Origin of the sequence: Alkalihalophilus sp. As8PL (assembly GCF_040939795.1) — a bacterium.
Taxonomy (GTDB): Bacteria; Bacillota; Bacilli; order Bacillales; family Bacillaceae_D; genus Alkalihalophilus; species Alkalihalophilus lindianensis.
The window spans coordinates 773832-799401 of sequence record NZ_CP162551.1; the positions used below are offsets into that span (position 1 = coordinate 773832).

The 25570-nt window shown below is 39.6% G+C and carries 30 protein-coding genes and 2 other annotated features (1 of these 32 running past the window's edge); of the genes, 6 read left to right on the forward strand and 24 right to left on the reverse strand.

From position 1 onward, the window contains the following. Window positions 1-126 (reverse strand) — a binding site (T-box leader) (it extends 125 nt beyond the left edge of the window). Window positions 127-669: 543 nt separating this feature from the next. Together AB3N04_RS05455 and AB3N04_RS05460 are read left to right on the forward strand one after the other, a co-directional pair. Further along, window positions 670-1761 (forward strand): hypothetical protein, encoded by a 1092-nt coding sequence (locus tag AB3N04_RS05455; RefSeq protein ID WP_368505094.1) that lies wholly within the window; start codon window positions 670-672, stop codon window positions 1759-1761. Further along, the gene (locus AB3N04_RS05460) at window positions 1755-2180 is read left to right on the forward strand and encodes a hypothetical protein (protein ID WP_368505095.1); all 426 of its coding nucleotides are present in this window, start codon (window positions 1755-1757) and stop codon (window positions 2178-2180) included. The genes AB3N04_RS05455 and AB3N04_RS05460 overlap by 7 nt, the downstream gene beginning before the upstream one ends. Window positions 2181-2711: 531 nt before the next feature. Here the strand turns inward: AB3N04_RS05460 and AB3N04_RS05465 are convergent. The 15 genes from AB3N04_RS05465 to AB3N04_RS05535 all read right to left on the reverse strand — a co-directional run bounded on the left by AB3N04_RS05465 (window position 2712) and on the right by AB3N04_RS05535 (window position 15623). Then, on the reverse strand, window positions 2712-2987 hold the full coding sequence (locus AB3N04_RS05465; RefSeq protein ID WP_368505096.1) for a GNAT family N-acetyltransferase: 276 nt from the start codon (window positions 2985-2987) through the stop codon (window positions 2712-2714). Between the two features lie 73 nt (window positions 2988-3060). After that, window positions 3061-3441, reverse strand: a complete 381-nt coding sequence (locus tag AB3N04_RS05470; RefSeq protein ID WP_368505097.1) for a hypothetical protein — start codon at window positions 3439-3441, stop codon at window positions 3061-3063. Window positions 3442-3493: 52 nt separating this feature from the next. Next, on the reverse strand, window positions 3494-4459 hold the full coding sequence (locus AB3N04_RS05475) for a zinc-binding alcohol dehydrogenase family protein (protein ID WP_368505098.1): 966 nt from the start codon (window positions 4457-4459) through the stop codon (window positions 3494-3496). A 339-nt stretch (window positions 4460-4798) separates the two neighbouring features. After that, the gene (locus AB3N04_RS05480) at window positions 4799-5464 is read right to left on the reverse strand and encodes a VOC family protein (protein ID WP_368505099.1); all 666 of its coding nucleotides are present in this window, start codon (window positions 5462-5464) and stop codon (window positions 4799-4801) included. A gap of 125 nt (window positions 5465-5589) precedes the next feature. Next, window positions 5590-7308, reverse strand: a complete 1719-nt coding sequence (gene cysI / locus AB3N04_RS05485; protein ID WP_368505100.1) for an assimilatory sulfite reductase (NADPH) hemoprotein subunit — start codon at window positions 7306-7308, stop codon at window positions 5590-5592. Window positions 7309-7335: 27 nt separating this feature from the next. Next, complete coding sequence (locus AB3N04_RS05490) at window positions 7336-9177, reverse strand: assimilatory sulfite reductase (NADPH) flavoprotein subunit (protein ID WP_368505101.1); 1842 nt, start codon at window positions 9175-9177, stop codon at window positions 7336-7338. Window positions 9178-9433: 256 nt separating this feature from the next. After that, window positions 9434-9727 (reverse strand): TIGR04104 family putative zinc finger protein, encoded by a 294-nt coding sequence (locus tag AB3N04_RS05495; protein ID WP_368505102.1) that lies wholly within the window; start codon window positions 9725-9727, stop codon window positions 9434-9436. 19 nt (window positions 9728-9746) lie between these two features. Next, window positions 9747-10502, reverse strand: a complete 756-nt coding sequence (locus AB3N04_RS05500; RefSeq protein WP_368505103.1) for a phosphotransferase family protein — start codon at window positions 10500-10502, stop codon at window positions 9747-9749. Window positions 10503-10539: 37 nt separating this feature from the next. After that, complete coding sequence (locus tag AB3N04_RS05505) at window positions 10540-10896, reverse strand: N-acetyltransferase family protein (RefSeq protein ID WP_368505104.1); 357 nt, start codon at window positions 10894-10896, stop codon at window positions 10540-10542. Between the two features lie 238 nt (window positions 10897-11134). Next, the gene (locus tag AB3N04_RS05510; protein ID WP_368505105.1) at window positions 11135-11392 is read right to left on the reverse strand and encodes a hypothetical protein; all 258 of its coding nucleotides are present in this window, start codon (window positions 11390-11392) and stop codon (window positions 11135-11137) included. Between the two features lie 197 nt (window positions 11393-11589). Beyond that, window positions 11590-12042, reverse strand: a complete 453-nt coding sequence (locus AB3N04_RS05515; protein WP_368505106.1) for a hypothetical protein — start codon at window positions 12040-12042, stop codon at window positions 11590-11592. Between the two features lie 164 nt (window positions 12043-12206). Next, the gene (locus AB3N04_RS05520; RefSeq protein WP_368505107.1) at window positions 12207-13103 is read right to left on the reverse strand and encodes a macrolide 2'-phosphotransferase; all 897 of its coding nucleotides are present in this window, start codon (window positions 13101-13103) and stop codon (window positions 12207-12209) included. A 472-nt stretch (window positions 13104-13575) separates the two neighbouring features. Next, on the reverse strand, window positions 13576-13863 hold the full coding sequence (locus tag AB3N04_RS05525; protein ID WP_368505108.1) for a putative quinol monooxygenase: 288 nt from the start codon (window positions 13861-13863) through the stop codon (window positions 13576-13578). A gap of 70 nt (window positions 13864-13933) precedes the next feature. Further along, window positions 13934-14782 (reverse strand): esterase/lipase family protein, encoded by an 849-nt coding sequence (locus AB3N04_RS05530; RefSeq protein WP_368505109.1) that lies wholly within the window; start codon window positions 14780-14782, stop codon window positions 13934-13936. Window positions 14783-15161: 379 nt separating this feature from the next. Continuing rightward, a complete protein-coding gene (locus AB3N04_RS05535) occupies window positions 15162-15623 on the reverse strand; it encodes a GNAT family N-acetyltransferase (RefSeq protein WP_368505110.1) in 462 nt (153 codons plus the stop codon). Between the two features lie 423 nt (window positions 15624-16046). Here AB3N04_RS05535 and AB3N04_RS05540 point away from each other — a divergent pair, with 423 nt between their 5' ends. Continuing rightward, complete coding sequence (locus tag AB3N04_RS05540) at window positions 16047-16361, forward strand: MarR family winged helix-turn-helix transcriptional regulator (protein WP_368505111.1); 315 nt, start codon at window positions 16047-16049, stop codon at window positions 16359-16361. Window positions 16362-16375: 14 nt separating this feature from the next. Beyond that, window positions 16376-16966, forward strand: a complete 591-nt coding sequence (locus AB3N04_RS05545; protein ID WP_368505112.1) for a Spy/CpxP family protein refolding chaperone — start codon at window positions 16376-16378, stop codon at window positions 16964-16966. A 133-nt stretch (window positions 16967-17099) separates the two neighbouring features. Here the strand turns inward: AB3N04_RS05545 and AB3N04_RS05550 are convergent, their stop codons facing one another. The 4 genes from AB3N04_RS05550 to AB3N04_RS05565 all read right to left on the reverse strand — a co-directional run bounded on the left by AB3N04_RS05550 (window position 17100) and on the right by AB3N04_RS05565 (window position 19389). Beyond that, window positions 17100-17477, reverse strand: a complete 378-nt coding sequence (locus tag AB3N04_RS05550) for a hypothetical protein (RefSeq protein WP_368505113.1) — start codon at window positions 17475-17477, stop codon at window positions 17100-17102. A gap of 210 nt (window positions 17478-17687) precedes the next feature. Next, on the reverse strand, window positions 17688-18524 hold the full coding sequence (locus tag AB3N04_RS05555) for an alpha/beta fold hydrolase (RefSeq protein ID WP_368505114.1): 837 nt from the start codon (window positions 18522-18524) through the stop codon (window positions 17688-17690). Between the two features lie 39 nt (window positions 18525-18563). After that, complete coding sequence (locus tag AB3N04_RS05560; RefSeq protein WP_368505115.1) at window positions 18564-18881, reverse strand: DUF4190 domain-containing protein; 318 nt, start codon at window positions 18879-18881, stop codon at window positions 18564-18566. Window positions 18882-18909: 28 nt separating this feature from the next. After that, window positions 18910-19389, reverse strand: a complete 480-nt coding sequence (locus AB3N04_RS05565; RefSeq protein ID WP_368505116.1) for an N-acetyltransferase family protein — start codon at window positions 19387-19389, stop codon at window positions 18910-18912. Window positions 19390-19427: 38 nt separating this feature from the next. Next, window positions 19428-19645, reverse strand: a binding site (T-box leader). A gap of 241 nt (window positions 19646-19886) precedes the next feature. Here AB3N04_RS05565 and AB3N04_RS05570 point away from each other — a divergent pair. Then, complete coding sequence (locus tag AB3N04_RS05570) at window positions 19887-20081, forward strand: hypothetical protein (RefSeq protein ID WP_368505117.1); 195 nt, start codon at window positions 19887-19889, stop codon at window positions 20079-20081. A 12-nt stretch (window positions 20082-20093) separates the two neighbouring features. After that, entirely contained in the window at window positions 20094-20714 is a 621-nt protein-coding gene (locus AB3N04_RS05575) for a GAF domain-containing protein (RefSeq protein ID WP_368505118.1), read from the forward strand. Between the two features lie 199 nt (window positions 20715-20913). On the opposite strand, the gene AB3N04_RS05580 is transcribed toward AB3N04_RS05575, so the two are convergent. The 5 genes from AB3N04_RS05580 to AB3N04_RS05600 form a co-directional block, all read right to left on the reverse strand. Beyond that, window positions 20914-21354 (reverse strand): ASCH domain-containing protein, encoded by a 441-nt coding sequence (locus AB3N04_RS05580; protein ID WP_368505119.1) that lies wholly within the window; start codon window positions 21352-21354, stop codon window positions 20914-20916. Window positions 21355-21777: 423 nt separating this feature from the next. Continuing rightward, window positions 21778-22620, reverse strand: a complete 843-nt coding sequence (locus AB3N04_RS05585; protein ID WP_368505996.1) for an ABC transporter permease — start codon at window positions 22618-22620, stop codon at window positions 21778-21780. Then, window positions 22620-23609: an ATP-binding cassette domain-containing protein gene (locus tag AB3N04_RS05590; RefSeq protein ID WP_368505120.1), complete on the reverse strand. Its 990-nt coding sequence runs from the start codon at window positions 23607-23609 to the stop codon at window positions 22620-22622. Before AB3N04_RS05590 ends, AB3N04_RS05585 begins: the two co-directional genes overlap by 1 nt. A gap of 225 nt (window positions 23610-23834) precedes the next feature. Then, window positions 23835-24359 carry a VanZ family protein gene (locus tag AB3N04_RS05595; RefSeq protein WP_368505121.1) on the reverse strand — a complete coding sequence of 175 codons (525 nt, stop codon included), beginning with the start codon at window positions 24357-24359 and terminating at the stop codon, window positions 23835-23837. 164 nt (window positions 24360-24523) lie between these two features. Continuing rightward, window positions 24524-25555 carry a helix-turn-helix transcriptional regulator gene (locus AB3N04_RS05600; RefSeq protein ID WP_368505122.1) on the reverse strand — a complete coding sequence of 344 codons (1032 nt, stop codon included), beginning with the start codon at window positions 25553-25555 and terminating at the stop codon, window positions 24524-24526. Between the last annotated feature and the right edge of the window lie 15 nt (window positions 25556-25570).

Below are 25570 nucleotides of genomic sequence, written 5' to 3' on the forward strand. Positions count from 1 at the left end.
AGCCCTACTATTTGTTCAGACTAGAAGCTCAGAAGCCCATTCAACCATAATCCCGTGTGAATTCTCACCACCCATCCACTCTCTGAAACGGTCTTATAGCCTACTCTTTTTCGTCATCGCTCTTAGATATTATGATAATAGTAAATTATGGGAGGTGAAAGGTCAAGTGGTGACAAAAGACAAGATCTCTTTTTCAAGACTTTAATCTCCTCTTGCCTTTGCATATGTTGATAATTGGATAATGTTATTGAATAAATAGCTTGCTTCTTTCCAAATCTCGTAATCTTTCGTTCGACTTGCATTCCAACCCTCTCTAAAAGCCTGCAAGAAGAGGTATTAGCAGTTTGTGTTTCAGCCACCATTTAAGAGTCATTTAAAGCATACTTAATCATCACTTGAATGACCACAGAACCCTCGAATAGAAATGTCAAAAAACCAATATTATTCCTTTTTTAGGTATTTATACAAGCGAAGAATTAATTACCATCATAACCTACAAAAGAAAGGTAGGTAGGTTTATTATGAAATTTAGTTCATATAATTGTTGTGAAAGCTATTATCGATGTAAAAGATGTAAATGTTCAACATGTAAATGTAAAAAATGTAAATGTATTTGCCCCCCCGGACCTTTGGGACCCCAGGGACCTGCTGGACCTCAAGGCGATACGGGTGAACAAGGACCCCAGGGACCTGCTGGACCTCAAGGCGATACCGGGGAGCAAGGACCTCAAGGACCAGCTGGACCTCAAGGCGATACCGGCGAGCAAGGGCCTCAGGGACCAGTTGGACCTCAAGGCGATACCGGGGAACAAGGACCTCAGGGACCTGCTGGACCTCAGGGACCTGCTGGACCTCAAGGCGATACCGGGGAACAAGGACCTCAGGGACCTGCTGGACCTCAAGGCGATACTGGGGAACAAGGACCTCAGGGACCAGTTGGACCTCAAGGCGATACTGGGGAACAAGGACCTCAGGGACCAGTTGGACCTCAAGGCGATACCGGCGAGCAAGGGCCTCCGGGACCTGCTGGACCTCAAGGCGATACTGGGGAACAAGGACCTCAGGGACCAGTTGGACCTCAAGGCGATACCGGCGAGCAAGGGCCTCCGGGACCTGCTGGACCTCAAGGCGATACTGGGGAACAAGGACCTCAGGGACCTGCTGGACCTCAAGGCGATACCGGGGAACAAGGACCTCAGGGACCAGTTGGACCTCAAGGCGATACCGGCGAGCAAGGGCCTCAGGGACCTATTGGACCTCAAGGCGATACGGGTGAACAAGGACCTCAAGGACCAGTGGGACCTCAAGGCGATACCGGCGAGCAAGGACCTCAGGGACCTGCTGGACCTCAAGGCGATACTGGGGAACAAGGACCTCAGGGACCAGTTGGACCTCAAGGCGATACCGGCGAGCAAGGACCTCAAGGACCTGCTGGACCTCAAGGCGATACCGGCGAGCAAGGACCTCAGGGACCAGTTGGACCTCAAGGCGATACCGGCGAGCAAGGGCCTCAGGGACCTGCTGGACCTCAAGGCGATACCGGAGAGCAAGGACCTCAGGGACCAGTTGGACCTCAAGGCGATACCGGCGAGCAAGGGCCTCCGGGACCTGCTGGACCTCAAGGCGATACCGGAGAGCAAGGACCTCAGGGACCAGTTGGACCTCAAGGCGATACCGGCGAGCAAGGGCCTCCGGGACCTGCTGGACCTCAAGGCGATACCGGAGAGCAAGGACCTCAGGGACCTGCTGGAGGAGTGTTAGCCTTTGCAGACTTTTATGCATTAATGCCTCCTGATAATTCTGCGACAGTTGCCCCCGGTACGAATGTAGATTTTCCGCAAGATGGACCTATTAGTGCTGGGGGATTGATTTCCCGTACTGGTGACGATACATTCAACTTGGCTGAAATTGGAACTTATCAGGTCTTATTCCAGGTGAGTGTGACCGAACCAGGCCAACTCGTTTTAACTCTTGATGGTATTGAACAACCCTATACGGTGGTCGGACGTGCAACCGGTACTTCCCAGATAGTAGGGATGGCTCTTATTGAAACCACCACCATCAATACAATACTCACTGTAAGAAATCCTGAGGACAATACCACGGCACTAACCATCACTCCTAACGCTGGAGGAACAGAGCCAGTTTCTGCACATCTTGTTATTACGCGACTTCAATAAACGGGGCAGTACTACTTTTTCACTAACAGGTGCCTCGTATTTCCTGGTTAATCAGATTTTACTGGTTAACCCCTTTTTTATATTAAACCAATATTACAATAGCAGAGGTGAGGCGTGCAGGGATATGGAAGTAGAATATTGTTAGGAAACGATTCGCCCGCCTTTGCAATTCTTTAGGACAGATTTAAACTTTAACTATGTACTTTTAATCTTATTCATCAACGTCAAGAAAATAATGTTCTTGACGATTATGTCAGGTAAAACCCTATTGAATGAATCAAGCCATAGTAAACTAGGTCTTCATATTGATTTTCTTTTTTCACATGGTCAATTAATATACCTTCTTTTTTCATGCCTACTTTTTGCAAAACTCTTCCTGAGGCTTGATTGGAATGAAAATAATGAGCAAATACTTTATGATAGTGCTTTTCATCAATGCAAATTGGATATTAGCTTGCGCAGCCTCGGTCGCATAGCCACTTCCCTAAAATTCTTCACCCCTCCAATAGGCTATTTCACCGTGATTAACCGCTAGATTGCTAGAGAGCCAATCGCTCCATATAATTCTCCTAATTCTTTATCAGTAACAGCAAACTCGAAGGATTTATTTGACTCAAAGTTTTCAAGATTATGCCCAATCCACGACACTGCATCTTCGCTAGAGTAGGGATAAGGGAGGTACAATATATTTTGATAAATCGTAAAGTTATTACAAAGTTTCACAACAACTGCTGCATCCGTTGTTTGAAACAGTCTAAGCATTAGCCTTTTGGTGAAAATCGTTTTATTTTGATAGTCATATAGCATAGAAATCCCTCCACCATCGCATGAGTCCATTGTACTTACTACATAAATTATGGGTGAGTGAGTTAACTAACTTCTACTGCTTATCAAGAATAAAGGATTCAGTCTGACCATCCCATTCAACGGTCACTTCTACCTCAGTATGTTCAGTCACTTTAGCATTCGTTGGATTAGCTACACTACTATCACTGATCGTTCCGTTTTCTTCTAAATGAATACCACTCCTCCCAAAACCGCCAACACTATCGACATAGTACGTAATTTCTCCAACAGAGTTCACATCCTCACCTTCATAGATAAGTACAAGCTCCTGAGTTTCAAACTCATCACTCGTCTGCGTAATCTTTAGCTCGGCCGACCAATGATCTTCCTCCCCATAATAAGTATACGTGTCGGTAACACAAGCAGCTAAAAGTAGAACTATAACGATTAATAGCATTAGAAGCTTTTTATGCATGATAACTCCCCTTTAATTAAGTAGCTTTTAATATCAATTAAGATCAAACCCTTTACACTTTTAATAAGATTTTGCCTTCATACTGACGACTTTCCATTAAACTATGGGCTTCCGCTGCCTCGCTTAAGGGAAAGACCTGTGCGATCGGCAGAGTTATTTGTTTTGTCTTAAATAATTCTATTACTTTTTCTGCAACAGGTGCTAATCGTGCTGGATCGTGCTTTCTTGTTGTCCCTAAACTAAATCCCTTGATCGTTCTGCAGCTAGTATGAACGTCACTCGTTTTAAAAGTACCAGCTTTCCCACTACTATTACCAAATTGGACAAGAGTGCCATACAAGGCTAAGCAATCTAAGCTCAAGCTGGTGACATCACCAGCAATTGAATCAAAGATGATATTAGCTCCTTTATTACTTGTTTGCTTTAACACTTCCTCTGTAAAGGTGTCGTAGGTATAGACACTATCAACCCCCAACTCCCTTACATAATTGGCTTTATCAAGGTTACCTACCGTTCCGATAATCTTATGAACCCCTGTTAATTTAGCCAATTGGACAAGCATGGAACCTACCCCACCAGCAGCACTATGAATAACGATGGTATCTGAATGTTGGACTTGCCCAATTTCATGTAGAAGCATATACGATAAGATTGAGACAGTTGGCATTGCTGCAGCTTGTTCAAATGATAGACTATCTGGAATCTTAAAGATTAAGCTTTCCTTTGCAATAACATATTCTGCATATGAACCGTCTTGAGGAAAAGCGATCACCCGGTCTCCGATTGAAAAAGGTGATTCAACACTCGTTTCAACAATGGTACCTGCTGCGTCTAATCCCACCATGAGCGGGAAATGCCCCTTTCCTTTATTCCCGTTGCGTTTTTTTATATCTGCATAATTCACGCTCGTATATGCAACTTTTATTAAACATTCTCCACCCCTGATTTTTGGTCTTTCAACATCTGAATAGGTTAAGACATTTGCATCTCCAAATTCACTTTGGACTATCGCTTTCATCCTCATTCCCCTTTCAAACTATCCTTCTAAATCTTTCAACTTTCTAATTATACCAAATAATGGGTTTGGTAGGTTGTTTCAGATAGAACATGCTTTAAAAGGAGTTGCCTACATGACAACTCCTTATTTGAACCTTATTAATGATCAGTGCTTCTAATCCCGCATAAACGGTCCCTTTTCATTTCTACTATCTAAGCCCACCATTCCCATGCACATCATCAGTCCTAAATACATGTTTTCTTTTTTGGTTGTAGGCAATTCCCCTCATTCCTTCTTTTAATACTTCACTATTATAGCGATAATGGAAACCTCCATATAAGTGAACACCTTGTGAATAATCTAGTTGTTGATCACAACATCATCACCCTGCTCCTCAAACGATATCCTCCCCATTCCTTCAATCGATACCTTAAAAGGGAAAAATTTTGCATTTTTATTTGAGAAGAACCAACGGCGGTCCTTTTTTACCGTAATAAACAAACCCGTTTCATCTCCAACAGGTGTTAACCCCTCACTGTCATCTCTCCAGTTAGGTATACCGATGTGATTCAGCTTTCTTACAAATGGAATGACATCAGGAACGACTACTCCTACTTCACTAATAGAGAGGAGGTCATCTGATGAAAAGCGATGTGTCACACCATTTTTCAAGTTATGGCGGGCAATGAATTCAAGGATATTTCCTGATGAATCCTCGAAATAAATAGCGTGAGCATTCCAGCTTTTAAAGAACACTTCGTCTGAATCTTTCTCGATATTCAATTCAACTTTTGATTGAATCCAAGCCTTTGCTTCATCGATTTTGTTCTCTGGTATGTTGATAGCGAAGTGATAAAATGGATCCTCTAGCTCATTTGTTTGCTGGAAAGTAAGAGTGGTCGCCCCTACTTGAACGGTAAACGCCTCTTTGTCTTCTTTCATAATAGGAAGCTCTAGTAGATTTGCATAGAAGCTTCTCATCTCGTTTAGATTGCTCGTCCATAATGAAACCTCAGTTATGTTCATTTATAATCACCCTTTCATATCCATCATACAAGGAGACTTTATAATATGCTCTTCTAATTTTTCAAAAAATTAGATTGAAATACAAAAAGAGACAGGAACGTATCCCTGTCTCTCCTTTATCTTTATTATGCATGGAAATTCGTACCGTCAGTCGTCGCATCAATAATACCTGCACGAATGACAAAGTCACCAAAATATTCGCCTTCTTGACGTTCTTTTGCATAGCGAGGTAGAATCACACCAAGTTCACGTAAGATTTCTTCCTCGCCGATGTTTTCGCGGTACATTTTGCTTAGGCGGCTACCATCAAAGGCTGCACCAAGATACATATTGTATTTGCCTGGAGCCTTGCCGATAAAACCAATTTCACCTAATGCATGGCGAGCACAGCCGTTTGGACAGCCGGTCATACGAATCGTGATCTCTTTGTCACGTAGTCCATTCTCATCAACAATTTCATCGATTTTATCAATTAAAGTTGGTAAGTAGCGTTCTGCTTCCGCCATCGCAAGGCCGCATGTCGGAAGAGCTACACAGGCAATGGAACTGCGGCGTAGAGCGGAATATTGCTTACCATCTGTCAAACTGTATTGTTCGATCAGTTCGGTAATCTTTTTCTTTTTCTGGCTCGATACATTGGCAATGATTAAGTTTTGATTGGCCGTCAGTCGGATATCACCCGTGTGGATTTTAGCGATCTCACGTACAGCAGTCATCAGCTTGTAATCATCTGTATCGACAATACGTCCGCCTTCTACAAACATCGTATAATGCCATTTTCCTTTAACACCCTTCACCCAGCCGTAACGATCGCCGTTACTATCAAAGTGATAAGGCTTCGCTTCATCCAAGCTCCAGCCGAGACGGTTTTCTAATTCAGCCTTCACTGTTTCCAAGCCAAGGCGGTCAACCGTGTACTTGAAGCGGGCATTTTTACGTTCCGAACGATTTCCATAGTCACGTTGAATTGTGATGATTTTTTCTGCAATATCAAGAATTTGATCTGGCTTACAGAAACCAATGACTTTAGCAAGCTGTGGATACGTCTCTTTATCACCATGAGACATGCCCATCCCGCCACCAATGGCTACGTTAAATCCGAGAAGCTGGCCCTCTTTTATAATCGCAATATACCCAAGATCCTGCGAATACACATCAATGTCATTCGACGGGGGTACAGCAATTCCAATCTTAAACTTACGTGGCAAATAAAGCGGACCATACATCGGTTCAACTTCTTCTATTGCTGGTGTAGAGGCAACTTGTTCTTCATCTAACCAAATCTCGTGATACGCTCTTGTACGTGGCAATAAATCATCACTTAGCTTTTTTCCCCACTCATACACTTCTGTATGAATATGTGATTCGTCTGGGTTTGACACACTCATCACATTACGATTCACATCACCACATGCTGCAATCGTATCAAGCATAGAGGCATGGATTTCTTGAATCGTTTTCTTCATATTCCATTTTAAAATTCCATGCATTTGGAACGTTTGACGTGTTGTAAGCTTTAACGTTCCGTTCCCATACTTTTGAGCAAGCTCATCCATAACAAGCCATTGAGCTGGTGTTGCTACCCCACCTGCCATACGAACGCGCAGCATGAATTGATAGGCTGGTTCAAGCTTTTGCTTTTGGCGCTCATTACGAAGATCTCGGTCATCCTGCAGGTAGCTACCGTGGTGTTTCATCAAGCGATTATCATCATCTGGAATGCCCGCACTAATTCGGTCGAGCATGACTTCCTTTAATGTCCCACGCAAAAAGTTACTATCACTCTTAATGCGCTCAACATCGCTGCTAGGGCCGTCTGGCGCTTTTAAAATTTGGTTCCCCATGTTGTATGTTCTCCTTCCAATCGAAAATCAATATACATCACGCTGATAACGTTTTTGCTGTTGCATGTCGGCAAGATATTGTTCCGCTTGTTCACGGCTCATACTGCCTTCTTTTTCAATAATATCGATAAGAGTCGTATGTACGTCATGCGCCATATGCTTCTCATCTCCACAAATGTAAACAGCCGCTCCTTCTTGAAGCCACTCAAACAACTCTTTACTGTGTTCAAGCATACGGTGCTGGACATACACTTTTTCATCTGTGTCACGTGAAAATGCAACATCCATTTTCGTCAGCACACCGTCTTTCAACCACTTTTGCCACTCAGTCTGGTAAAGGAAATCGGTGACGAAATGCTGGTCACCGAAGAATAACCATGACTTCCCTTCCACTCCTGCCTCTTCACGCTCTTGAATGAACGAACGGAATGGCGCAATCCCAGTCCCTGGTCCAACCATAATAATTGGCGTATCTGGATTTTCTGGGAGTTTAAAATTTTCATTATTTTGAATGTAAATGGGCAGCGTGTCACCTGGTTGCAAGCGCTCTGCACATAAAATAGAGCATACTCCACTACGATCACGTCCATGAGTCTGATAGCGAACGGCACCGATGGTTAAGTGTACTTCATCAGGATTCGCCGATAAGCTGCTCGCAATGGAATAAAGACGTCCTGGCATTTTACGCAGAATTGAGATAAATTCTTGCGCCGATACACCCCACGGACCAAATGAACGAACTAAATCTAGCAAATCGCGGCCCTCAATATACTCTTTTAATTTTGCTTCATTACCAGCAGCTAAAAGGTCTGTTAACTCTTTATTCGCTGTAAGCTTTGATGCCTGCTCTAAGAGTGGCTTTGTTAGAACGGTAATTTCAAAGTAAGTAGTGAGCGCTTCTTTAAGCGGCCTGACGTCTCCCTTTTTATTAACCGTCACAATTTCTTCTGGATCCCATTTCATTTCCTGAAGCAGCATATTTACTAGAGTTGGATCATTTTCTGGGTAGATTCCTAGACTGTCACCTGGTGCATACGTGAGTCCAGACCCTTCAAGCGATAACTCAAGATGGCGCGTTTCTTTATTTGAGCCGCGGCCATTCAAATTTAAATTTTCAAGCACTTCCGCTTTAAACGGATTCGTTCTTGAATACGTTGATTCCCCTGCTTCCGTTACGGCGGTTACTTGAGCCGCCGGAGCAGTACTTCCACCTTGCGCTTCACTTAAGCCATTCATGACTCCTTCAAGCCATTCTGCCGCTGGATCATCATAATCAAGATCGCAGTCCACGCGCGGTTGAATACGCGTACCACCAAGCTCTTCTAAGCGCTGATCAAACTCTTTCCCTGTCTGACAGAAAAATTCATAAGAGCTATCTCCAAGGGATAAAACGGAGAAACGAAGATCATCAAGCTTTGGAGCTCTTCTACCGTGTAGAAATTCGTGGAACGTCAGTGCACTATCCGGCGGGTCACCTTCACCATGTGTGCTTACAACAATCAAAAGATTTTGGAGTTTTTTCAAGTTATTTGGCTTAAAATCACTCATAGAAGAGACAGTTACCTGGAACCCTTTATCTTCGAGTGTCTTACCTGCATTCTTTGCAAGCCCCTGCGCGTTGCCAGTCTGTGAACCAAAAAGAATCGTTACTTCTTTGGAGATTGGTTGTGCAGCGCTTTCTGTAGAAAGTTCTGCCACTGGTGCCTCGGCTGTCCCATTTGTTGCTGACCCTTCGGATGCAGCTGTTTGCGACGCAGCGAGATAGCCAGTCAGCCACACTTTTTGCGACTCTGTTAAAGTCGGCAGAAGGCGGTTAAGGAGATCTGCCTGCTCCTGATTAAATGGACTGTTCATTACCTGAAATTGCAACTATATCCACCTCACAAAAAATAGACTTATCATAAGTTATTTTAATTATATAAATAAATGATGAACTTATCGTAGTCTCATAATTCCTATAAGTCAAGTATGTTTTAATGATTTAACGATTAAAACCGACAAAAAATCAGTTTATTCAGAGATTTTCGGGGATGGTAGAGTAAGCAACCAGCTAGCTAGCTACCTACTACTTCTCATAATAACTTTTAACATTACACTAATGAAAGGAGCTCAAGCTCTCAGTTCCTTAACCATCTTCCCAAACATATGTGACTAAAAACGGATATAGTGGGATTGTTAAAGATGTAAATATAAGTGCAATGAGAATCGATAAGAAGATATTCTCTAAAATAGAAAATAGATAAAAGCTAGAACCCATAATACTTGTAGACATTAATAGATTCATTAGTATTCTTGAATATATAGTAATTTCATTTTTATGATTACAATTCTCACATGTAATATCGTTTAAAAACATGGATTTTAAGCGCCTTTTCCAAGTGACTCTTATTGAACATTTACAACAGCTGTATAAACTCATCCGATCAACCCTCACTGTTCTATTTCAAAAGACAATGACGTTTCACAATCTCCATCAGCCGTTCATTCTTTTCCGACAATACATTTTCAGACAATCTTGCCCCTGCAATGATAGGCGCCCATTCGATGATTTCTTCTCTAGTGAATCCACTTTTCTTACAATAGAGACGTAAGTACATTTCCGCTAATTCCTGATCATATTGGATATACAACAAGTACGAGCGATAGACATCAGCACGGATATCCCCTGCACTAGAATCGACCCAATCAATAATCTTCACTTCGTTTGTCTCTGTCATCATTATATTGAACAAATGAAAATCTCCGTGACACAAATGATTCTCAGATGTGCGCCTACTTAATTTCTGAACTAAAGCAGATTTATATTTCCAATCCAATTGAGGAGCTGACTCAATTTGGCGACTTAACTTCATAGCCATTTGATCAAACGAATCAGCTACGATGTGATGAATGTTTCGTTGGATATCCACGGATAGTTCCATATAATATTCTGCTTGATCTCTATCCTCCAATAACATCTCACCCAACGTTCTGCCCTTCACAAACTCCATGACAATCGCTTGCCTTCCGTTTATCGTGCTGACATCATATACTTCAGGTACAGGCAGTCCGCAAGAATGAGCATACATTTGTTTGCTAGCTTCATAAGAGGATTCTCCATCAGGCAAATGATCATTGAAGACTTTCACAATCTTATTTTGATAAAGATAAATTTCTGCCGTATTTCCTTTTGCAATTGGCATTCCTAGATTCATTGGGTGTCCTCCTTAGGCTAACGAAATGGTTCAGATTTTAGATGTGTCCATTAATATGCTCCCACCCATACACAAGTTCAGTAAGTTTCTTTCCGGCAATATCAACTTCAATCGAGTCCACATGTCTTGCTCCCATTGATTCGTAAAAGGACCTAGCCTGATTATCTTTTAGAACTAATACGAGAAATGAATTAAATTGGAGCCTCTTTAATTCTTCTACTACAGCCATAAATAACTGCTTCCCAAATCCCATACCTTGATATTCGTCTAGGAGATAAATGGAATATAATTCTCCATCAAAACTCTTATACTTACCACTTCTTTCTCTTCCACCATTAGCAAAACCGACAACTACACCATTATTTTCTGCGATAAAGACGCTACCTTGAGTCATGTTATGCATCCACAACTGCTTTCATAAGAAAGCTTATTTAAATATTCGTTTGGAATAATACCTTTGTATGTACTTTTCCAGCTGTCTACGTGTACTTTAGCTATTCCGTATGCATCATTTAGTTGAGCTTTCCTAATGTTCATAAAGCACCTCCCTCATGTTTCTCTCCCACCTTAAACTGGCTTGGAGCAAGATCAACAATCAGCCCACAAATCAAAAAACAACTCCATTATCTTATTTATCTCTCCTCAGAAAAAATCAACTTATTATCAATAAAGATCTTACAATGGATTCTAAAAAAGCCGCCGATCGCCACTTTGACCTTTTTTCTTTCACCACTTTGATTTGTTAGCTCACCTGTTAATGTAGCTCTTAGTGCCAGCCCGAGGTTTTCATCTTGTAATTGGCCGTCTACATAAAGCTTTTCACCGTTAAACCAACGATTCTTCACTTCAATTTGGTGACCATCATACGTCATTCGGAAGGTCTTTTTCACATTATCACTCCTCTTAATCTCTTATTTGCACCTTTTTCTATTGGTTGATTTTAACATAAATTCCATTCAATTTGGATGGTGATCAACTAATGTAATACTCTTTAAATGCCCGTGAAATTCAAAAAAAGCGTTTGGAGGCCTCCAAACGCTTTTCATCTTCTTTGTCCCACCTAAAATAATGGTTAAATTAGTTCATCTTATTCAGTACCTTCTGTTTTCAAAGCTTGAAGAATGACCCTTTTTATGGATGGAGTCATTTCTCTTAACTGGTTGACGTCATACACGCCTATATAATACTGGATAACCAAACCGTCTACAAAAGCGACTAACAATGCTGCACCATTGTTGGAGTGAAGAACAGGATATTCCATGTCTGAATCAAGTTGTTCCAATTTCAATTTCAGATGCTTGAGCATCTTATTGAAAGATTTGCTGAATGTCCCTTGATGAATTTTTCCATTTGAATAACGACTCATTACACTCTTGATGTTTTCTATATTCTCCTCATTATAATCCCAAGAATCATACAAAAATTCCTCAATAAAACTTTCTACGGTGGTGCTTTCATTGTCCTTGACGGCTTTTATATAGTCACCTTCTAGTTGTCTTAATAATTCATCCATACCCTGGTGAGAATCTCTATCTGCCATTATAAACAACCTCCTTCCTCCCCTCTACCCAAGTGCTAGCATGTTCAGACCTATTATTTTTAAAAACGTGCGTTATAACTCATATTTTCTTTTCTTATTTCACTAACAGAAACTCAATAGTAGAACTCAATATGTTCGCATATCTTAACGACTAGTCACGTTCATTAACCCTCACTTGCAAGCATATGTGTAGCTGCTTCATGCATGTCTTTCAAACATGAAGCTTCGGCGTATTCAGCAACAGTGATGCCACTTGTTGTTAGAAGTTCAACAATATGCTCATCCATTCTTGACCACGTCTTCCCCCCACCATTGTCATACGCATCGATTAGCTTTGTAAGACCATCTTTTCCAAAGAGTAGCTGATGCGACATGAAGTCTACGGATACATCACCAATCCCTACTTCAGTCCAATCAATTAAGCCTGTAACATGATTGGCCTCATCAATCAAAATATGACCAGGATGTAAATCTCCATGCCTTAGGCCAACATGATTCGGCCAAAGAGAGTCATCAGCTAACCAAGCTTGCCAGCGTTCCCATAAATGTGGGTTGATTTCGTATCTTCCTTTCACTCTTTCCATTCGCTGTTTCATCGAGGCTCTTAATTCACTAGCACTAATAATTTCAACACCGATCATTTTGAATTCTTGTTGAGGTAATGAGTGTAATTCAGCTAGAGCTTTCCCTAATGAATCATAATATTCAGGTGGAACATTGGTTTCATCCATGCTCCAAACATAGCCTTGTTGTTCAACGTCAATCGTAGCGGCAGGCACACCACTTAGCTGCTTATAAGCAATTAAGTTTTCCGAGAAGATCGACCAATCGGGAACTTCGAAACTTGCATAGTTGTTAATGATATCTAATGCATTTTTCTCTTGTAGGGCATGTCTCATAGATTCTGGTCTACGCGGAACCCTGAGTATCCATTTATCCCCGTCTTGATCCTTGGAATGTGCGACCCTAAAGTCAACACCAGACTCATTGATGTTTATTGTTTCCTCTAATATGTGTAGTCCTTTTTTATGTGCTAATTGTTTCATTTCAAGTGTATTCATTTTCTTTCCCTCCAAATATGTTCTATCCTCTTTCACACTTCCTAAAATGTTCTATAAAGGAATGTAATCACAAAAAAACCACAGACATGCTTCTCTGTGGTTAAGAGTAAACGAGGCTATTACAAATAGACGTATCCCTTTATACGAATGAAAAAACTTACGAAAAAAGTGTATACTTTCCCGTTGAAGATTATTAAAAATGTGCAGACTACTCCCGTTTACTCCGTTAATGAAAACAGAGCCTTTGAACATATTAAATTACTGATTGTTCAAAGATTGCTGGCGTAATCTTCCTGCATGCATCATTTTTAATAACCCTCCTCTCAATAATTAATTAGAACTATACTCTATTTATCAGTAACTTTCAAGAAGCACCCGTTCCTTCAATGAGAATAATTGAACAAATCACAAAAAATAGTTGTTTAAATGAAATGTCAAAAACCCTGTAGTACTTAATACAGGGCCAAATGGGTTACACCATCTTCATACGATAAACATGCCGTGTTTCTATTAGGCTTTCTGCTTGCTCCCGGTATGCTTTGTAGTGTTCAGACATAATATGAGATTGCACCGCTTCTTCATTTTTCCAAATCTCGTAGAAAATGAAAGTGCCCACATCATCTAGAGATTGATGCAATTGATAGGTCATGCACCCCTCTTCATTACGTGAGGGTTCTACAACTTTTTGCAGTACCTTATAAAGGCTCTCTTCCATACCCGGCTTCGATGATAAAACAGCCGTGATTACGACATTTTCCATTTTTCTCAACTCCAACTCTCTTTGTTTATTTAGGTGACTACATTTAAGAGCATATTTCTTTTACTCAACTCTATCTTACTACCCGATCGGGGTTTGCAGGACCTTGGTGTGCCAGCGCATCAAAAACAAAAGCAAATGATAATCGATCGTACACAATACCTTGATGGCCAACAAGATTTAATGGGTAATGATCTTGGATCGTAATATTCGATACTTGTACTTCAGGACCGTCAAGGAATGCAGATGTATATGGAATCACGACTTGATCTTTTTTTGTAGTAATGACAGTGTATGAGACATTTCCTGGTGTTTCATTCCCTTTATTCAGTTCATCTAGGAACTCTGATCCAATAAGTTGTTGTTGGCAAGCTTTACAAGAAGTAGTATCAGCAACTCCCGAATTGACCTTTTCTAAGCCAAAAAATCCCGTCGTTCCATGATTAGAAGGAACAAAAGCAATCAAGTTCTCCACATATTTATCTCCACCTAAAAACTTCAAGTAATATCTCGGCATCATCCCGCCTTGGCTATGTCCAATAATATCTACTTTTTTTGCACCAGTTAAGTGTAAAACATTATCTACAAATTCTTTTAGCTCTTTAGCAGACTCTGCAATATCCCCAGTAGATGGTCCCGCATGAGTTAACCCGTAATTGATTGCATAGACACAATATCCTTTCTTAGCAAGCTCAGGTGAAAGAGTGAGCCAATTCTGCGCACTTCTCTCAAACGTACCTGGGACAAGAATGACCGGGTTAGGCTTGTCTAAAGTTGGTTCACAATTTTTAAGGTTTGCTCCTGGAGGTGGTGTTCCTTGTTCTAGTAAAAATGTTTCTGTAGAAACCTCTGCTTTAAAATGATCTGGCAACACAAAAAAGAAAACGATTACAAAAATGAGTGTAAAAGAATGTTTGAACATATAAAATCCCCTTCCAAAATAGTTGAAATTCATAGTTTGCATAAAAAAAGCTCACAAAATAACTGCCAGACTTCTAGGCAGTATTCAATGAGCTTCTCAAAATCTCCACGCAAACTATTAACTTAGTTATTTAATATATAGAAAATTCAGAATTATGTCAATGTGTTTTCATTAGAACCCGAAATTCTTAAGCTAGCTCCCCCGTTCGTTTAAGAAGTGAAACAGCTAATTTGCTTAAATGGATATAATAATCTTCTTTCACTATTTGGTCCTTAGAAGAAAATTGACGCATTCTTTTTTAAAGAAATGCGCCTGATTGTAGATGTCGTTTAAGTTGTCCTGTTGAAGAAAAGCACCTTTTTAGTTGAAGCAATCATTATTATAACTTTAGCTTTAAGCCTTCATGTGTTGCTTTAAAACCTAATCGTTCATAAAATCTTAACGCATCAGCTCTTTCTTTATCAGTTGTTAGCTGCACTATATGACAACCACGCTCTTTTGCACGTTGAATGGCATATTTTATAAGTTCAGTACCTACACCCATTCCTCGTACAGAAGTTGACGTTCTCACTCCTTCGATCGTAGCTCTCCATCCACCTTGATGGGTGATATAAGGAGTAAAAGTAATTTGTTGTACGCCAATCACTTCATTGCTGTGGCAAGCAACAATTAACTCGTTATTAGGATCCGATGAAATTGCCTCCAATGCTTTTATGTAACAATCAGGAAGTGGATGTTCATATCGCTCTCGTTTACTACCCAAAACATCATCCGCAAGCATCGCAACAATACTTTCTAAATCTTGTTCAGATGCTATTCTAAAACTTATTTCTGTATCCATTTGAGTCCCCCCATTATTAATAATCCTCTTAATACTTCCATGCTATCTTAATCCAAACCGTAAGTAAATTTTAACTATATTATGATATTCTCAAAGTGAGTTTTTTGTATATAGGAGATGTTCTTATTCAACTTTTCTACCACGTTAGCATAAAAAAAGTACGCTGACTTTTATTAAATCAACACTCCCGTTAGTACAATATCTTCCTTTCTGCTGCTTTATAAAGTTCTTTTTTGAATGGCTCTTTTTATTGACAACAAATGCAACTAGTTGTATTATGCAACTAATATTTAAGGGGGGATTGTACTGGATAAAAATGATTTTCACAATCAGATGATAAAGCTCATACGTTCTCTTGGACTCCATCAACCTGGCCAAACTCCTTGTGGACAGCCTATTTCTATATCTGAAGCGCATACAATTATGGAAATTCAGTTAAGAGGAGAAGTTACACAATTCAATTTAACGCAAATACTAAATTTAGAGAAAAGTACCGTAAGTCGTTTAGTTCAACAATTGGAGAAAAAAGAATGGGTAAACCGTGAAACGAGTCCAAAAGACCAACGAATGAAAATACTAAGATTAAGTGAAAAGGGACTAAAAGTAGCACAACGCTTGGAAACTTCTCGTATAGAAAAGTTTAATAGTATATTAGCTAATATACCTGAAAATAGGCATAAAGAAGTTATTGTTGGGCTGGAATTACTTATCCATGCTATTACCCCAACAAACGAGTAGGAGAGATGTAGAATATGAATAGAACTATAATAATGTTATCCTTGCTAATTCCATTTGCTCTAGCAGGATGTTTTTCATCAACGGAAGAAGAAAGTTCAAACGAGATGGAAGCTGTAACAAGTCCTTACGTAGAGTTAACAGATCAAGAAATTAAAGCCCTACCAGAAGGAAGAATTCAAGCACTACTTGATGGAGCAGGAGCTGGGTATGCACTATCTGCTGAATTAAATAGCTACCCTGGACCCCTTCATACTCTTGAATTAGCTTTAGAGCTATCTTTGTCCGAGGAACAAAAGGAGAAAACAGAAGAACTCTATAATGGGATGAAAGAAGAAGCACAAAAGATTGGAGAGCAAATCGTCAATTTAGAACTTCAACTTGAAAATGCCTTTAGAGCAAAGACGATTACAAAAAACGATGTGGATAATATGACAAATCAAATTTCTAACCTAGATGGTAAATTAAGAAGTGTTCATTTAAATGCACATATCGACATGATGGATGTATTAACAAATGAACAAATTAAAATGTATGATGAGTTAAGAGGTTACTCATCAGACCATGATCATACTGATCACAACCATCACCACGGTCATGGTCACTAACAATCTATTTGAAAAAGTGGAAAAGCTGTTCAAAATAAGAACGGCTTTTTCTACTATAGACTCTTGTATCAACCTGCTTCGATAGAATAACAAGATCTGCACTTACCTTAGAAATTAATATTTTTCTTTTAGACTATTCTTTCCCCCTGAGGAAAAAAGCCTTCAACTCCTCAACTTCATACGTTCGAAATACAATACCATCTTTGTTAAATACAATTATATCAGGTAATCTATCTAAATCAAAAACCTCTTTATAATCTACATCATGAGTTGTATTTTCATTTAGAATAATAAAACCATGTAAGGTTATTTTATCTCCCAATAAGGAGTGCTCCTCAAATATATTGACAATACGATGTTGGTATTCTTCTAAAGTTGTTTCATCCAAAAAAACATGTACACTAAATTTATTTTCTTCTTCTGGCTTTAACCTATCGAGTACTCTTTTCTCTTCCGTAGAACAACCTACTAATAAAAAAATGAAGATAAATAAGGCTAAATATGTTTTCATATAACCCCCCGTATGTTATAAAAATGAATTCAAAAATACGGCTCCCACATATATAAAACTCATACCTACAAAAGTAAAAGTAAATGTTGTAATCATTTTAGGTAATTTACTGTAAAAATTGATCAGAACTATCGCTACTATTATATGAATAACTAAAAATAAGATTATACTCATTTATTCCACCTTTACTTTCTCCTAACTTCATTTAATTCACAGTAAAGTCGCTTTAACAAAGGCCTGGAATTTTTCAGGCTCTTCTACATAAGGATAATGATTGCTTTCTTCAAATACTGTAAGAGTTGCATTTGGGATTAAATGAGCAATCTCTACCCCATATTGAAATGGACATTGGGCATCATATCTACCAGCATAAATAAAACTCGGTATTGATACGTTTTTTAGCGAATCCCTCACATCATATGTAGGGTTCTCTTTCGTTATAAAGTAATCTAAGCGGGCACCCATAGTCTTGCCACTATTCGGCCATTTCAATGACTGCCTAAGTTTTTCTTCTGAAAAAAAGGACATCTTACTCCATTCAAGCCCAAGCTGTTTGCGCACTTCAACTGATGTGGAAGGGTGCTTTAATTCATTCATAATCTCCACGATGCGAGGGTAGTTAGGATTTTCCTTACAATATATGCTGTTACTGTCTTCGCTAAAGTCTTTACTAGCTGACGTTCCTCCTGCAATCAGTTTTGTCAGTGCAGCAGGAGATTTTATTGCATACTTTAGTGCCAGCATTCCTCCGGTTGAATGGCCGGCAAAGCCCCAATAATCTAGTCTTAACGTGCAGCGGATGGCTTCTAAATCCTTTACAGCTTCATTCATACTATATTGACCTTCATGTTCCGCTTTGTCTGAATGACCACAGCCACGAAGATTAACTAAAAATACTTGGTAGTCTGAAGTAAATGGATCCGCAAATGTATTCCCACGTTTATCATATGCACTATATAAATGAGTCACACATAATGGCTCCCCTACTCCTTTCTCAAACACTTCGAATGTTCCTCTTTTAGTATCAATGAGTTTTCGAGTCCACATATGCGCTCCCCTTTGTATCAAAGCTTTATCTTCTCTTTTCTAAAACATTCTCATTTCTGCTGGTGTGAAAAACAGAAGAGACACGATGAGCATAAGTAAAGGGATGATAATGGCTAATGTATTACATGTTAATCCCGCAACTGCTAATCCATAGCCTTGTTGATTAGTTTTGTGTATTTCCTTTAAACTAACATAACTCACGAAAAAGCCTATTATAGCGATTACTAAACCAATTAGGGTTAAGAGTATAAGTAGTAATGACACACATCCTAAAACCAGAGAGATGACAGCCTTAGTATTTAGGACCCTCTCTTCGTAACCATTCCTATAACCACCTTGATCGATCGATTTATCCATTTTATCCCCCTGTAATTGATTCAATTTGTTACAAATCTAACGCCATTCTCTTCGTTTTAAGAACATGACCATCGAAATGATCGTCATATTCTTCCACGAAATAAAAGCCTTTTGCTTGATAAAAAGCCACTCCGCCTTCGTTTCCAGTCTCTACTTCCACCAGCACTCTCGTAATGCCATTAAGTTCCTTAATACCTGTAAATAGAAGTTCACTGCCAATCCCTTTTCCATGTTCACTTGGATCAATATAAATCGCTCCTAATACAGCTTCCGTTTGTTTAGAAAAGAAGTTGGCAAAACCTATTACGCTATCATTTACAGTGGCAACTAAAAAAAGGGATTTCGTTATTCTCCGTTCCAAATTCTCATCTGAATAGGCACTTGCGATAAACCGATCTTGAATGACTCTTGGTATGATTCCCTCATACGTATCGTTCCAGGTTTCTTTCGCTACTTTTTGGATGTCTGTTATGTCTTTCATAACTGCTTTTCTAATCAACATTTTCATTCCCCCATCCTTTTTCAATACAAAAAATCCCGCCTCTTATAAGAGACGAGATAACTAAAATCCCGCGGTACCACTCTGTTTGACCGAAACACGATCCACTCACTTTGATAACGAGGTTCTCCCCCGATGTACTCTACTAATCAGTTCAAGTACATTTCTCAGAAGTGCGGTTCATTATGTACGTATTTACAGGCTCACACCATCCCTGACTCGCTTAAAAATGCTACATAACTACTCTCTTCATCATCAAATCACTATAAGATTATTCAATATTTTATTATATCTTTAACATAAATTCAATCATTTTCCATAAATCCAAAGATTTTATTTGTTTTATTTCCGATCCTTTAATGCTTTTCATCAGTAAATCCATGCTATAGGTGATATGCTGGTAATAGGTATTTTTACCGCCGTGTATTTTATATGTTAAAAAGGTACGTTACACTTCATAAATTTAGGTTTATGGTTCAAGAAAATATTGCAGAGGAGAGAAGTTTATGGATATGATCGATCATAAGAGTTTGAACGAAGCATCAGAAGCAGTCTTTCAATTATTAAAAGATAGTATTGGGATTAATACTTTTTTTATAGCTAAAAATGATGGTATTACAGTTGATATTCTATCAGTTGAGAATCGAAATAAAATTCTTTTAGAAAAAGGATTTCAAATTGACTTTCAAGATTCCTATTGAATACATATTGTATTGGGTGGTCGTGAACCACTCGTTATCCCAGATCTAAATGAGCATGAGCTTACAAAAGATATGGATGTTACCAAAGCATTTGGGGGAGGGTCCTTAATTGGCGCGCCTATTTACCTTAAAAATGGCAAGAAGTTTGGAACTCTTTGTGGTATGGATAATAACCCTTACAATTTTAATGAAAAGGATATTAAGCTCTTCAAGAGTTTAGCTACCCTATTAACATACGTCATTGACTTGGATGATTCTTATCAACAAATTTTAAAATTATCAGCACCTATCGTACCGCTTCTCCAAGGAGTTGCGATTCTGCCATTGATCGGAGAAATCAGCGAAGAACGCGGAGACTACATTTCAACCATGATCATCAAAGAAGCTCACAAACTACAATTAAATCATTTGATCATTGACCTCTCTGGTATTACAAATGTAGAGAGAGAATTCTTTTATCTCTTGAACCTCGTTGATGCGATGAAATTATTAGGGATCGAGGCTCTATTTACAGGAATGAGACCAGATTTAGCAAGAAAAGCAATTAAAGACAACCAGCGTTTAGATCATGTGTCGTTCTTTGGGAACTTACAACAAGCACTTTCACACGTAGGGATCAAACTAACCGTATAAAAAAATAAAAAAGAGGCTGAGACATATCTAAGAGGTTTAACTAAATGAAAATCCGAATAATAATAGATGCGGAAATAAGCCATTCCTGAAATAGACTTCGCTTTCTGCAGGAAGCCGGTGAGCCTCCTTGTGCTATGGCACTGTGGGGTCTCACCCCTGGCTTTATCATCCTGCAGGAGTCTCCGTCTATTTCATCCACTCATTCTGGATATACTTTCTCAAACCGTTCACATACAACGAGCATATTTGGTGAAAAGGCTTTATCGTATTCTTTTAATAACGTAGTAAAGAATGCTTCGTGTGCATCCCACCAGTATTGATAATCTCCTTCACCTTCTGCTAAAGCGAATTCCTCAGTTACTTCATTCATCGGGAGTACCTCAACCGATTGAATTTGAATAACAGCAACTGGCTCATTTTGGCCATTTAATATAATATAATATTCCCCCGCTTGAGGGAGCGCTTCTCTTTCTAATTCATAAAATAAGAAGCCTGACGTGGTGGCTCTCTTCTCTCCATTCACTACTAAGCTCGCTAACTCATCAGCTGAAGCTCCAAATTGAAAAGCATCCTTGTACTTGATCCCTTGCTTTTGATGCGCGACGCAAAACTCATTCCAAAATTGTTGCACCTTCTTCATATGTAATCATCCTTTTCTTAAAGTTCATACTCCTGACTAACCACTCTTCATTTATGTAATGTATTTTAGCGTAATAGCAATTAACATCCATATGGGTAAAGAAGCAATTGACATCAATAAGCATCTTAATCCCATTTTCTTCTTTTCTTTATCCTTATCCCCAAGCAAAAAAGAAGTAAGACAATCCCGATAATAGGGAAGATAATGCATATGATAGATAAAATAAATTTATCATGGGTAGTTTCCATCCATACCCTCCTTGTAAAAGAAGTTTCCTATAACAACCTACTCTCGGTTTCTCCCATTATTACCCTACCATAATTCAGCCTATATATGGGTTTATTTCCCACATTTCACTCCTTTCTTTTGCAACTGGTACGTAAATAAAGCTTAACGACAACTAGTCGTTAAGCTCAGTCAAAATTATTTCTTACGGTATAAATACATCGTAAGTGGTGCGAAGATTGCCATGATCAGAATGGAGACAAAGAGCACCCAACCAATTTGTTCAAGTGTTGCTGTACCATGCATCAATCCACGAACAGCTGTAACAAGAAGCGAGATCGGGTTAACATCCACGAATTTCTCCAGCCAGCCTGGCAGCGTCTCCGGGTTAACGAACACATTACTAACGAATGTGAGCGGAAAAAGTACCATCATGCTGACCATCATCAATGACTTTTCTGAACGCATGATGATGCCAAGCGTCGTCCAGATCCATGATAAGCTAAAGCAGAAAAATAAGATTAAGGCTACTGCTTCAATGACTCCGATAAACCCACCATCTGGTCGAAACCCGAGCAGAAGACCAAGTCCAATCATAATCGCTGATGCTATCGAGTAACGAACAGCATCAACGAGTAATGCGCCAACTAATGCAGATGGGAGCCAAATCGGTAACGTCCGAAAACGATCAAATATCCCTTTTCGAATATCATTGTTCAAGTCGAGCCCTGTGTACATCGTAATTTGTGAAACAGTCATGACGAGAATACCTGGAAGGAGGAATTGCAAATACTCACTCGTCGAGCCCGCAATCGCTCCACCAAATAAATACGTAAACATCAATAGAAAAATAATCGGAAAAACAGTCACATCAAATAGCTGCTCAGGGATATGTTTAATCCGAAGCATGGCCCTTGAGGCAAATGTAAGGGATGAAGATAAGGCACTCGGGCGATCCGGGCGCTTACTCGAGGCAATAGCATCAAGTAACTTAGCATCTGCACCGTTTTGTTCTTTTGTCTCTGTTGGTTGATTAGTCATCATCGTGCCTCCTCACTTGCTTGTGCGTCATCTACTGACTGATCCGTTAACGTCAGGAATACCTCATCAAGACTAGGCTGACCAAGTGAGAAGTTATGGACACCAATTTTCTCTTTTGCTAATTCTCCAAGGGCCTCAGCTGCAAACGTTGCATCAGCCACTTGCGCGGTAAGAGAAGCAGCATCGCCAGCAGGAGAAACGGCTACCTTAAGCTTTTGTGTGAGAAGGTCAATCGCTCTTGGTCGATCTTCGGGATCAAGGAGCGATACATTCAATGTTCCTGTACCAACAGAAGCCTTTAAATCATTGCTCGTTCCTTCGGCAATAATCTTTCCTTTATTAATCACCGCAATTCTATCAGCTAATTGATCGGCTTCCTCTAAATATTGCGTCGTCAGTAACACCGTCGTACCTGCATTCACCAAAGCGCGGACAATGTCCCACACTTGATTGCGGCTGCGCGGGTCTAATCCGGTTGTTGGTTCATCCAGGAATAGAAGCTCTGGTGTCACCACGATACTTGCAGCAATATCAATACGGCGACGCATGCCCCCTGAGTAGGTTTTCACTTGTCGTTTTGATGCTTCTTCGAGGCTGAAGGCACTTAGTAATTCATTCGCTCTCCCTTTCGCCTCTTTTTTTGAATAACCCATTAACCTCGCAATCATCACGAGGTTCTCAACGCCAGTTAGATCTTCATCAATCGACGCATATTGGCCCGTCAGGCTGATGCGACTTTTGACGGCATCTGTTTCTTTAACCAGATCATGACCAAAAATACGTGCTGTCCCCTCATCCGGTTGAAGTAATGTGGCAAGCATGCGAATCGTCGTTGTTTTCCCTGCCCCATTCGGTCCTAGAAAGCCATAGACCGTACCTCTTGGAATCGATAAATCAACACCATCAACTGCACGATGGTCACCAAATACTTTGACAAGCCCCTTCGCCTCTACTGCTAAATCCGTGGATTGTCCTACTTGTTCATTCATGTACTTCACCCTCTCACATTACTCTATGCTACCGTGCTTTCTTCACACCTTGAAAAGTCTATTAGTACTACGTACGTTTTATGATGGGAATTACTTTATCTCTTCATCAATATTCTAATCCAAAAATAGTACTCCACCCGCAAAAAAGCAATAGAAGAATGAAGCCACGGTAGAAAACGATAAAAATCATAGAAAGAAGAACCCTTACAAACTTTGAAGCCTGGCCTAGCCATTTACATGTTGTTTCTTAAAATGAAAGCTTCTATAAAACAATTTAAGTTGCTTAAAAATAAAGTACCCAATTACACCACCAACAGTATTTAAGATCAAGTCATCAACATTAAACGTTCGTGCAATGATTACACCTGAGTAACTTAATACCAGTTGTGATATCTCCAATCCAAAACTAACTACAAAAATAATAGCAGCTGCTTTTTTCATGCTGCTCACTTTATATATCGACAGATAAACTCCTAGCGGTACTAACAGTAGCATATTGTAAAAAGACAATTTAACTGCGTTCCAAAAGAACCAACTACCATTTGTATGATACTGAGCAAATAAATCACCGACAAAATAAAAGGGGATCAGTTGCACATTCCACTCCCAATTCCAAAAAGTCTCAGACATAGGGGGTATATGGAGAGGGCCAAATACCTGCTGTAAAACGTTTAATGCGTAGATGATAAAGCTTAAATGAATGAATATCTTAATAAAGACATTCATTTTATGTAATTTACTTTGTGACACTTCCATTCTCCTTTTAACAAACGAAATCACCTTGCCTTTTTTAAAGCAAAGCACGATGCGCTACAATTACTAAACCGACTATTTCACGCTTGATTATCTTAACATAAAATTCCATAAATTAGTCGAGAGTATTTTTGGGAAACGAAGCAGCCATAGTTTCTTTATTAAAAAGACTCATACAAACGAATAACGGCTTGCGCTGACTCTAAGATTTCTTTTATCAAATTCTCTGGTGTAATCACTCTGATTTGGTTGCCAAATCCTAAAATATATTCAACCGCTTCTTGTTTGTCATTGAACGTTAACGACACGTGAGTCCACTCTTCTTTAGAGCTCTGTTTGGTATCTATGGAATGAATGAATTTGGATGTAAACGTCATGCGGGGGATCATTGTAGACCTCACTTCTACTTCAACGTCATACTCTGGTAACCGACTAATAAAGTCTGTCTTGGACTTTTCCCAGTAGTTGATTAAATGAAAATTGGTCGGCCTTTTAAAGACTTCATCTAAAATAGTAGCAGATACGATTCGTGATACCCTATAGTTACGAAACTGGTCCTCATGTTTGGCGATTAGGTACCACTTGTTACTTTTAGCGACTAAGCCTAATGGTTCAATCGTTCTCTCACTCACTTGATCATTCATTTTCTTATAAACAATGGTTAACTTCCTATTTTCAAGAACTGCTTGTTGTACGATCTCTAAGTACGTGGTATCCTCGCGAGATTCTCTCCACGTCCCTGTATCTATGTAGACCCTTTCCCAAAAGATCCTTGTTTTAACTGTGTCGCTCTTCGGTAAAGAAGAGAGAAGTTTTTCTCGAACATCAATGGTTCCTTTGTTGATGCCTAAGTCTTTTAATAATTTATCTGATGGAGAAGCGATCAGTGCATGAACCTCTTCTGGCTTCAAATGAGATAGATTGGTCTTAAAGCTCTCTAATATCGTCCATCCTCCATGCTTGCCTCTTTGTGCATAGACTGGGATTCCAGCTAAACTTAATGCATCCATATCCCTAAGAATGGTTCTGCGCGAGACATTCAGCTCGTCAGCTAATCTTTCCGTTGTTACAATATCTCTATTTTGCAGGAGGAATATGATATTTAGTAATCGTTCAGCACGCATCGAATCACCTCGTTGATTAGTATATCCGATTTTATCACTTAAATATGACATCGGTTGTCGTATTAACATTCTATAATCAACTTA

Excerpts from the sequence above, each read along its gene's own strand:
- AB3N04_RS05465 (WP_368505096.1), bottom strand. The coding sequence starts at position 2,987 with ATGCTATATGACTATCAAAATAAAACGATTTTCACCAAAAGGCTAATG.
- AB3N04_RS05470 (WP_368505097.1), bottom strand. The coding sequence starts at position 3,441 with ATGCATAAAAAGCTTCTAATGCTATTAATCGTTATAGTTCTACTTTTA.
- AB3N04_RS05475 (WP_368505098.1), bottom strand. The coding sequence starts at position 4,459 with ATGAAAGCGATAGTCCAAAGTGAATTTGGAGATGCAAATGTCTTAACC.
- AB3N04_RS05480 (WP_368505099.1), bottom strand. The coding sequence starts at position 5,464 with ATGAACATAACTGAGGTTTCATTATGGACGAGCAATCTAAACGAGATG.
- cysI (WP_368505100.1), bottom strand. The coding sequence starts at position 7,308 with ATGGGGAACCAAATTTTAAAAGCGCCAGACGGCCCTAGCAGCGATGTT.
- AB3N04_RS05495 (WP_368505102.1), bottom strand. The coding sequence starts at position 9,727 with ATGAGTTTATACAGCTGTTGTAAATGTTCAATAAGAGTCACTTGGAAA.
- AB3N04_RS05500 (WP_368505103.1), bottom strand. The coding sequence starts at position 10,502 with ATGAATCTAGGAATGCCAATTGCAAAAGGAAATACGGCAGAAATTTAT.
- AB3N04_RS05505 (WP_368505104.1), bottom strand. The coding sequence starts at position 10,896 with ATGACTCAAGGTAGCGTCTTTATCGCAGAAAATAATGGTGTAGTTGTC.
- AB3N04_RS05515 (WP_368505106.1), bottom strand. The coding sequence starts at position 12,042 with ATGGCAGATAGAGATTCTCACCAGGGTATGGATGAATTATTAAGACAA.
- AB3N04_RS05520 (WP_368505107.1), bottom strand. The coding sequence starts at position 13,103 with ATGAATACACTTGAAATGAAACAATTAGCACATAAAAAAGGACTACAC.
- AB3N04_RS05525 (WP_368505108.1), bottom strand. The coding sequence starts at position 13,863 with ATGGAAAATGTCGTAATCACGGCTGTTTTATCATCGAAGCCGGGTATG.
- AB3N04_RS05530 (WP_368505109.1), bottom strand. The coding sequence starts at position 14,782 with ATGTTCAAACATTCTTTTACACTCATTTTTGTAATCGTTTTCTTTTTT.
- AB3N04_RS05535 (WP_368505110.1), bottom strand. The coding sequence starts at position 15,623 with ATGGATACAGAAATAAGTTTTAGAATAGCATCTGAACAAGATTTAGAA.
- AB3N04_RS05540 (WP_368505111.1), top strand. The coding sequence starts at position 16,047 with ATGGAAATTCAGTTAAGAGGAGAAGTTACACAATTCAATTTAACGCAA.
- AB3N04_RS05545 (WP_368505112.1), top strand. The coding sequence starts at position 16,376 with ATGAATAGAACTATAATAATGTTATCCTTGCTAATTCCATTTGCTCTA.
- AB3N04_RS05550 (WP_368505113.1), bottom strand. The coding sequence starts at position 17,477 with ATGAAAACATATTTAGCCTTATTTATCTTCATTTTTTTATTAGTAGGT.
- AB3N04_RS05555 (WP_368505114.1), bottom strand. The coding sequence starts at position 18,524 with ATGTGGACTCGAAAACTCATTGATACTAAAAGAGGAACATTCGAAGTG.
- AB3N04_RS05560 (WP_368505115.1), bottom strand. The coding sequence starts at position 18,881 with ATGGATAAATCGATCGATCAAGGTGGTTATAGGAATGGTTACGAAGAG.
- AB3N04_RS05565 (WP_368505116.1), bottom strand. The coding sequence starts at position 19,389 with ATGAAAATGTTGATTAGAAAAGCAGTTATGAAAGACATAACAGACATC.
- AB3N04_RS05570 (WP_368505117.1), top strand. The coding sequence starts at position 19,887 with ATGGATATGATCGATCATAAGAGTTTGAACGAAGCATCAGAAGCAGTC.
- AB3N04_RS05580 (WP_368505119.1), bottom strand. The coding sequence starts at position 21,354 with ATGAAGAAGGTGCAACAATTTTGGAATGAGTTTTGCGTCGCGCATCAA.
- AB3N04_RS05585 (WP_368505996.1), bottom strand. The coding sequence starts at position 22,620 with ATGACTAATCAACCAACAGAGACAAAAGAACAAAACGGTGCAGATGCT.
- AB3N04_RS05590 (WP_368505120.1), bottom strand. The coding sequence starts at position 23,609 with ATGAATGAACAAGTAGGACAATCCACGGATTTAGCAGTAGAGGCGAAG.
- AB3N04_RS05600 (WP_368505122.1), bottom strand. The coding sequence starts at position 25,555 with ATGTTAATACGACAACCGATGTCATATTTAAGTGATAAAATCGGATAT.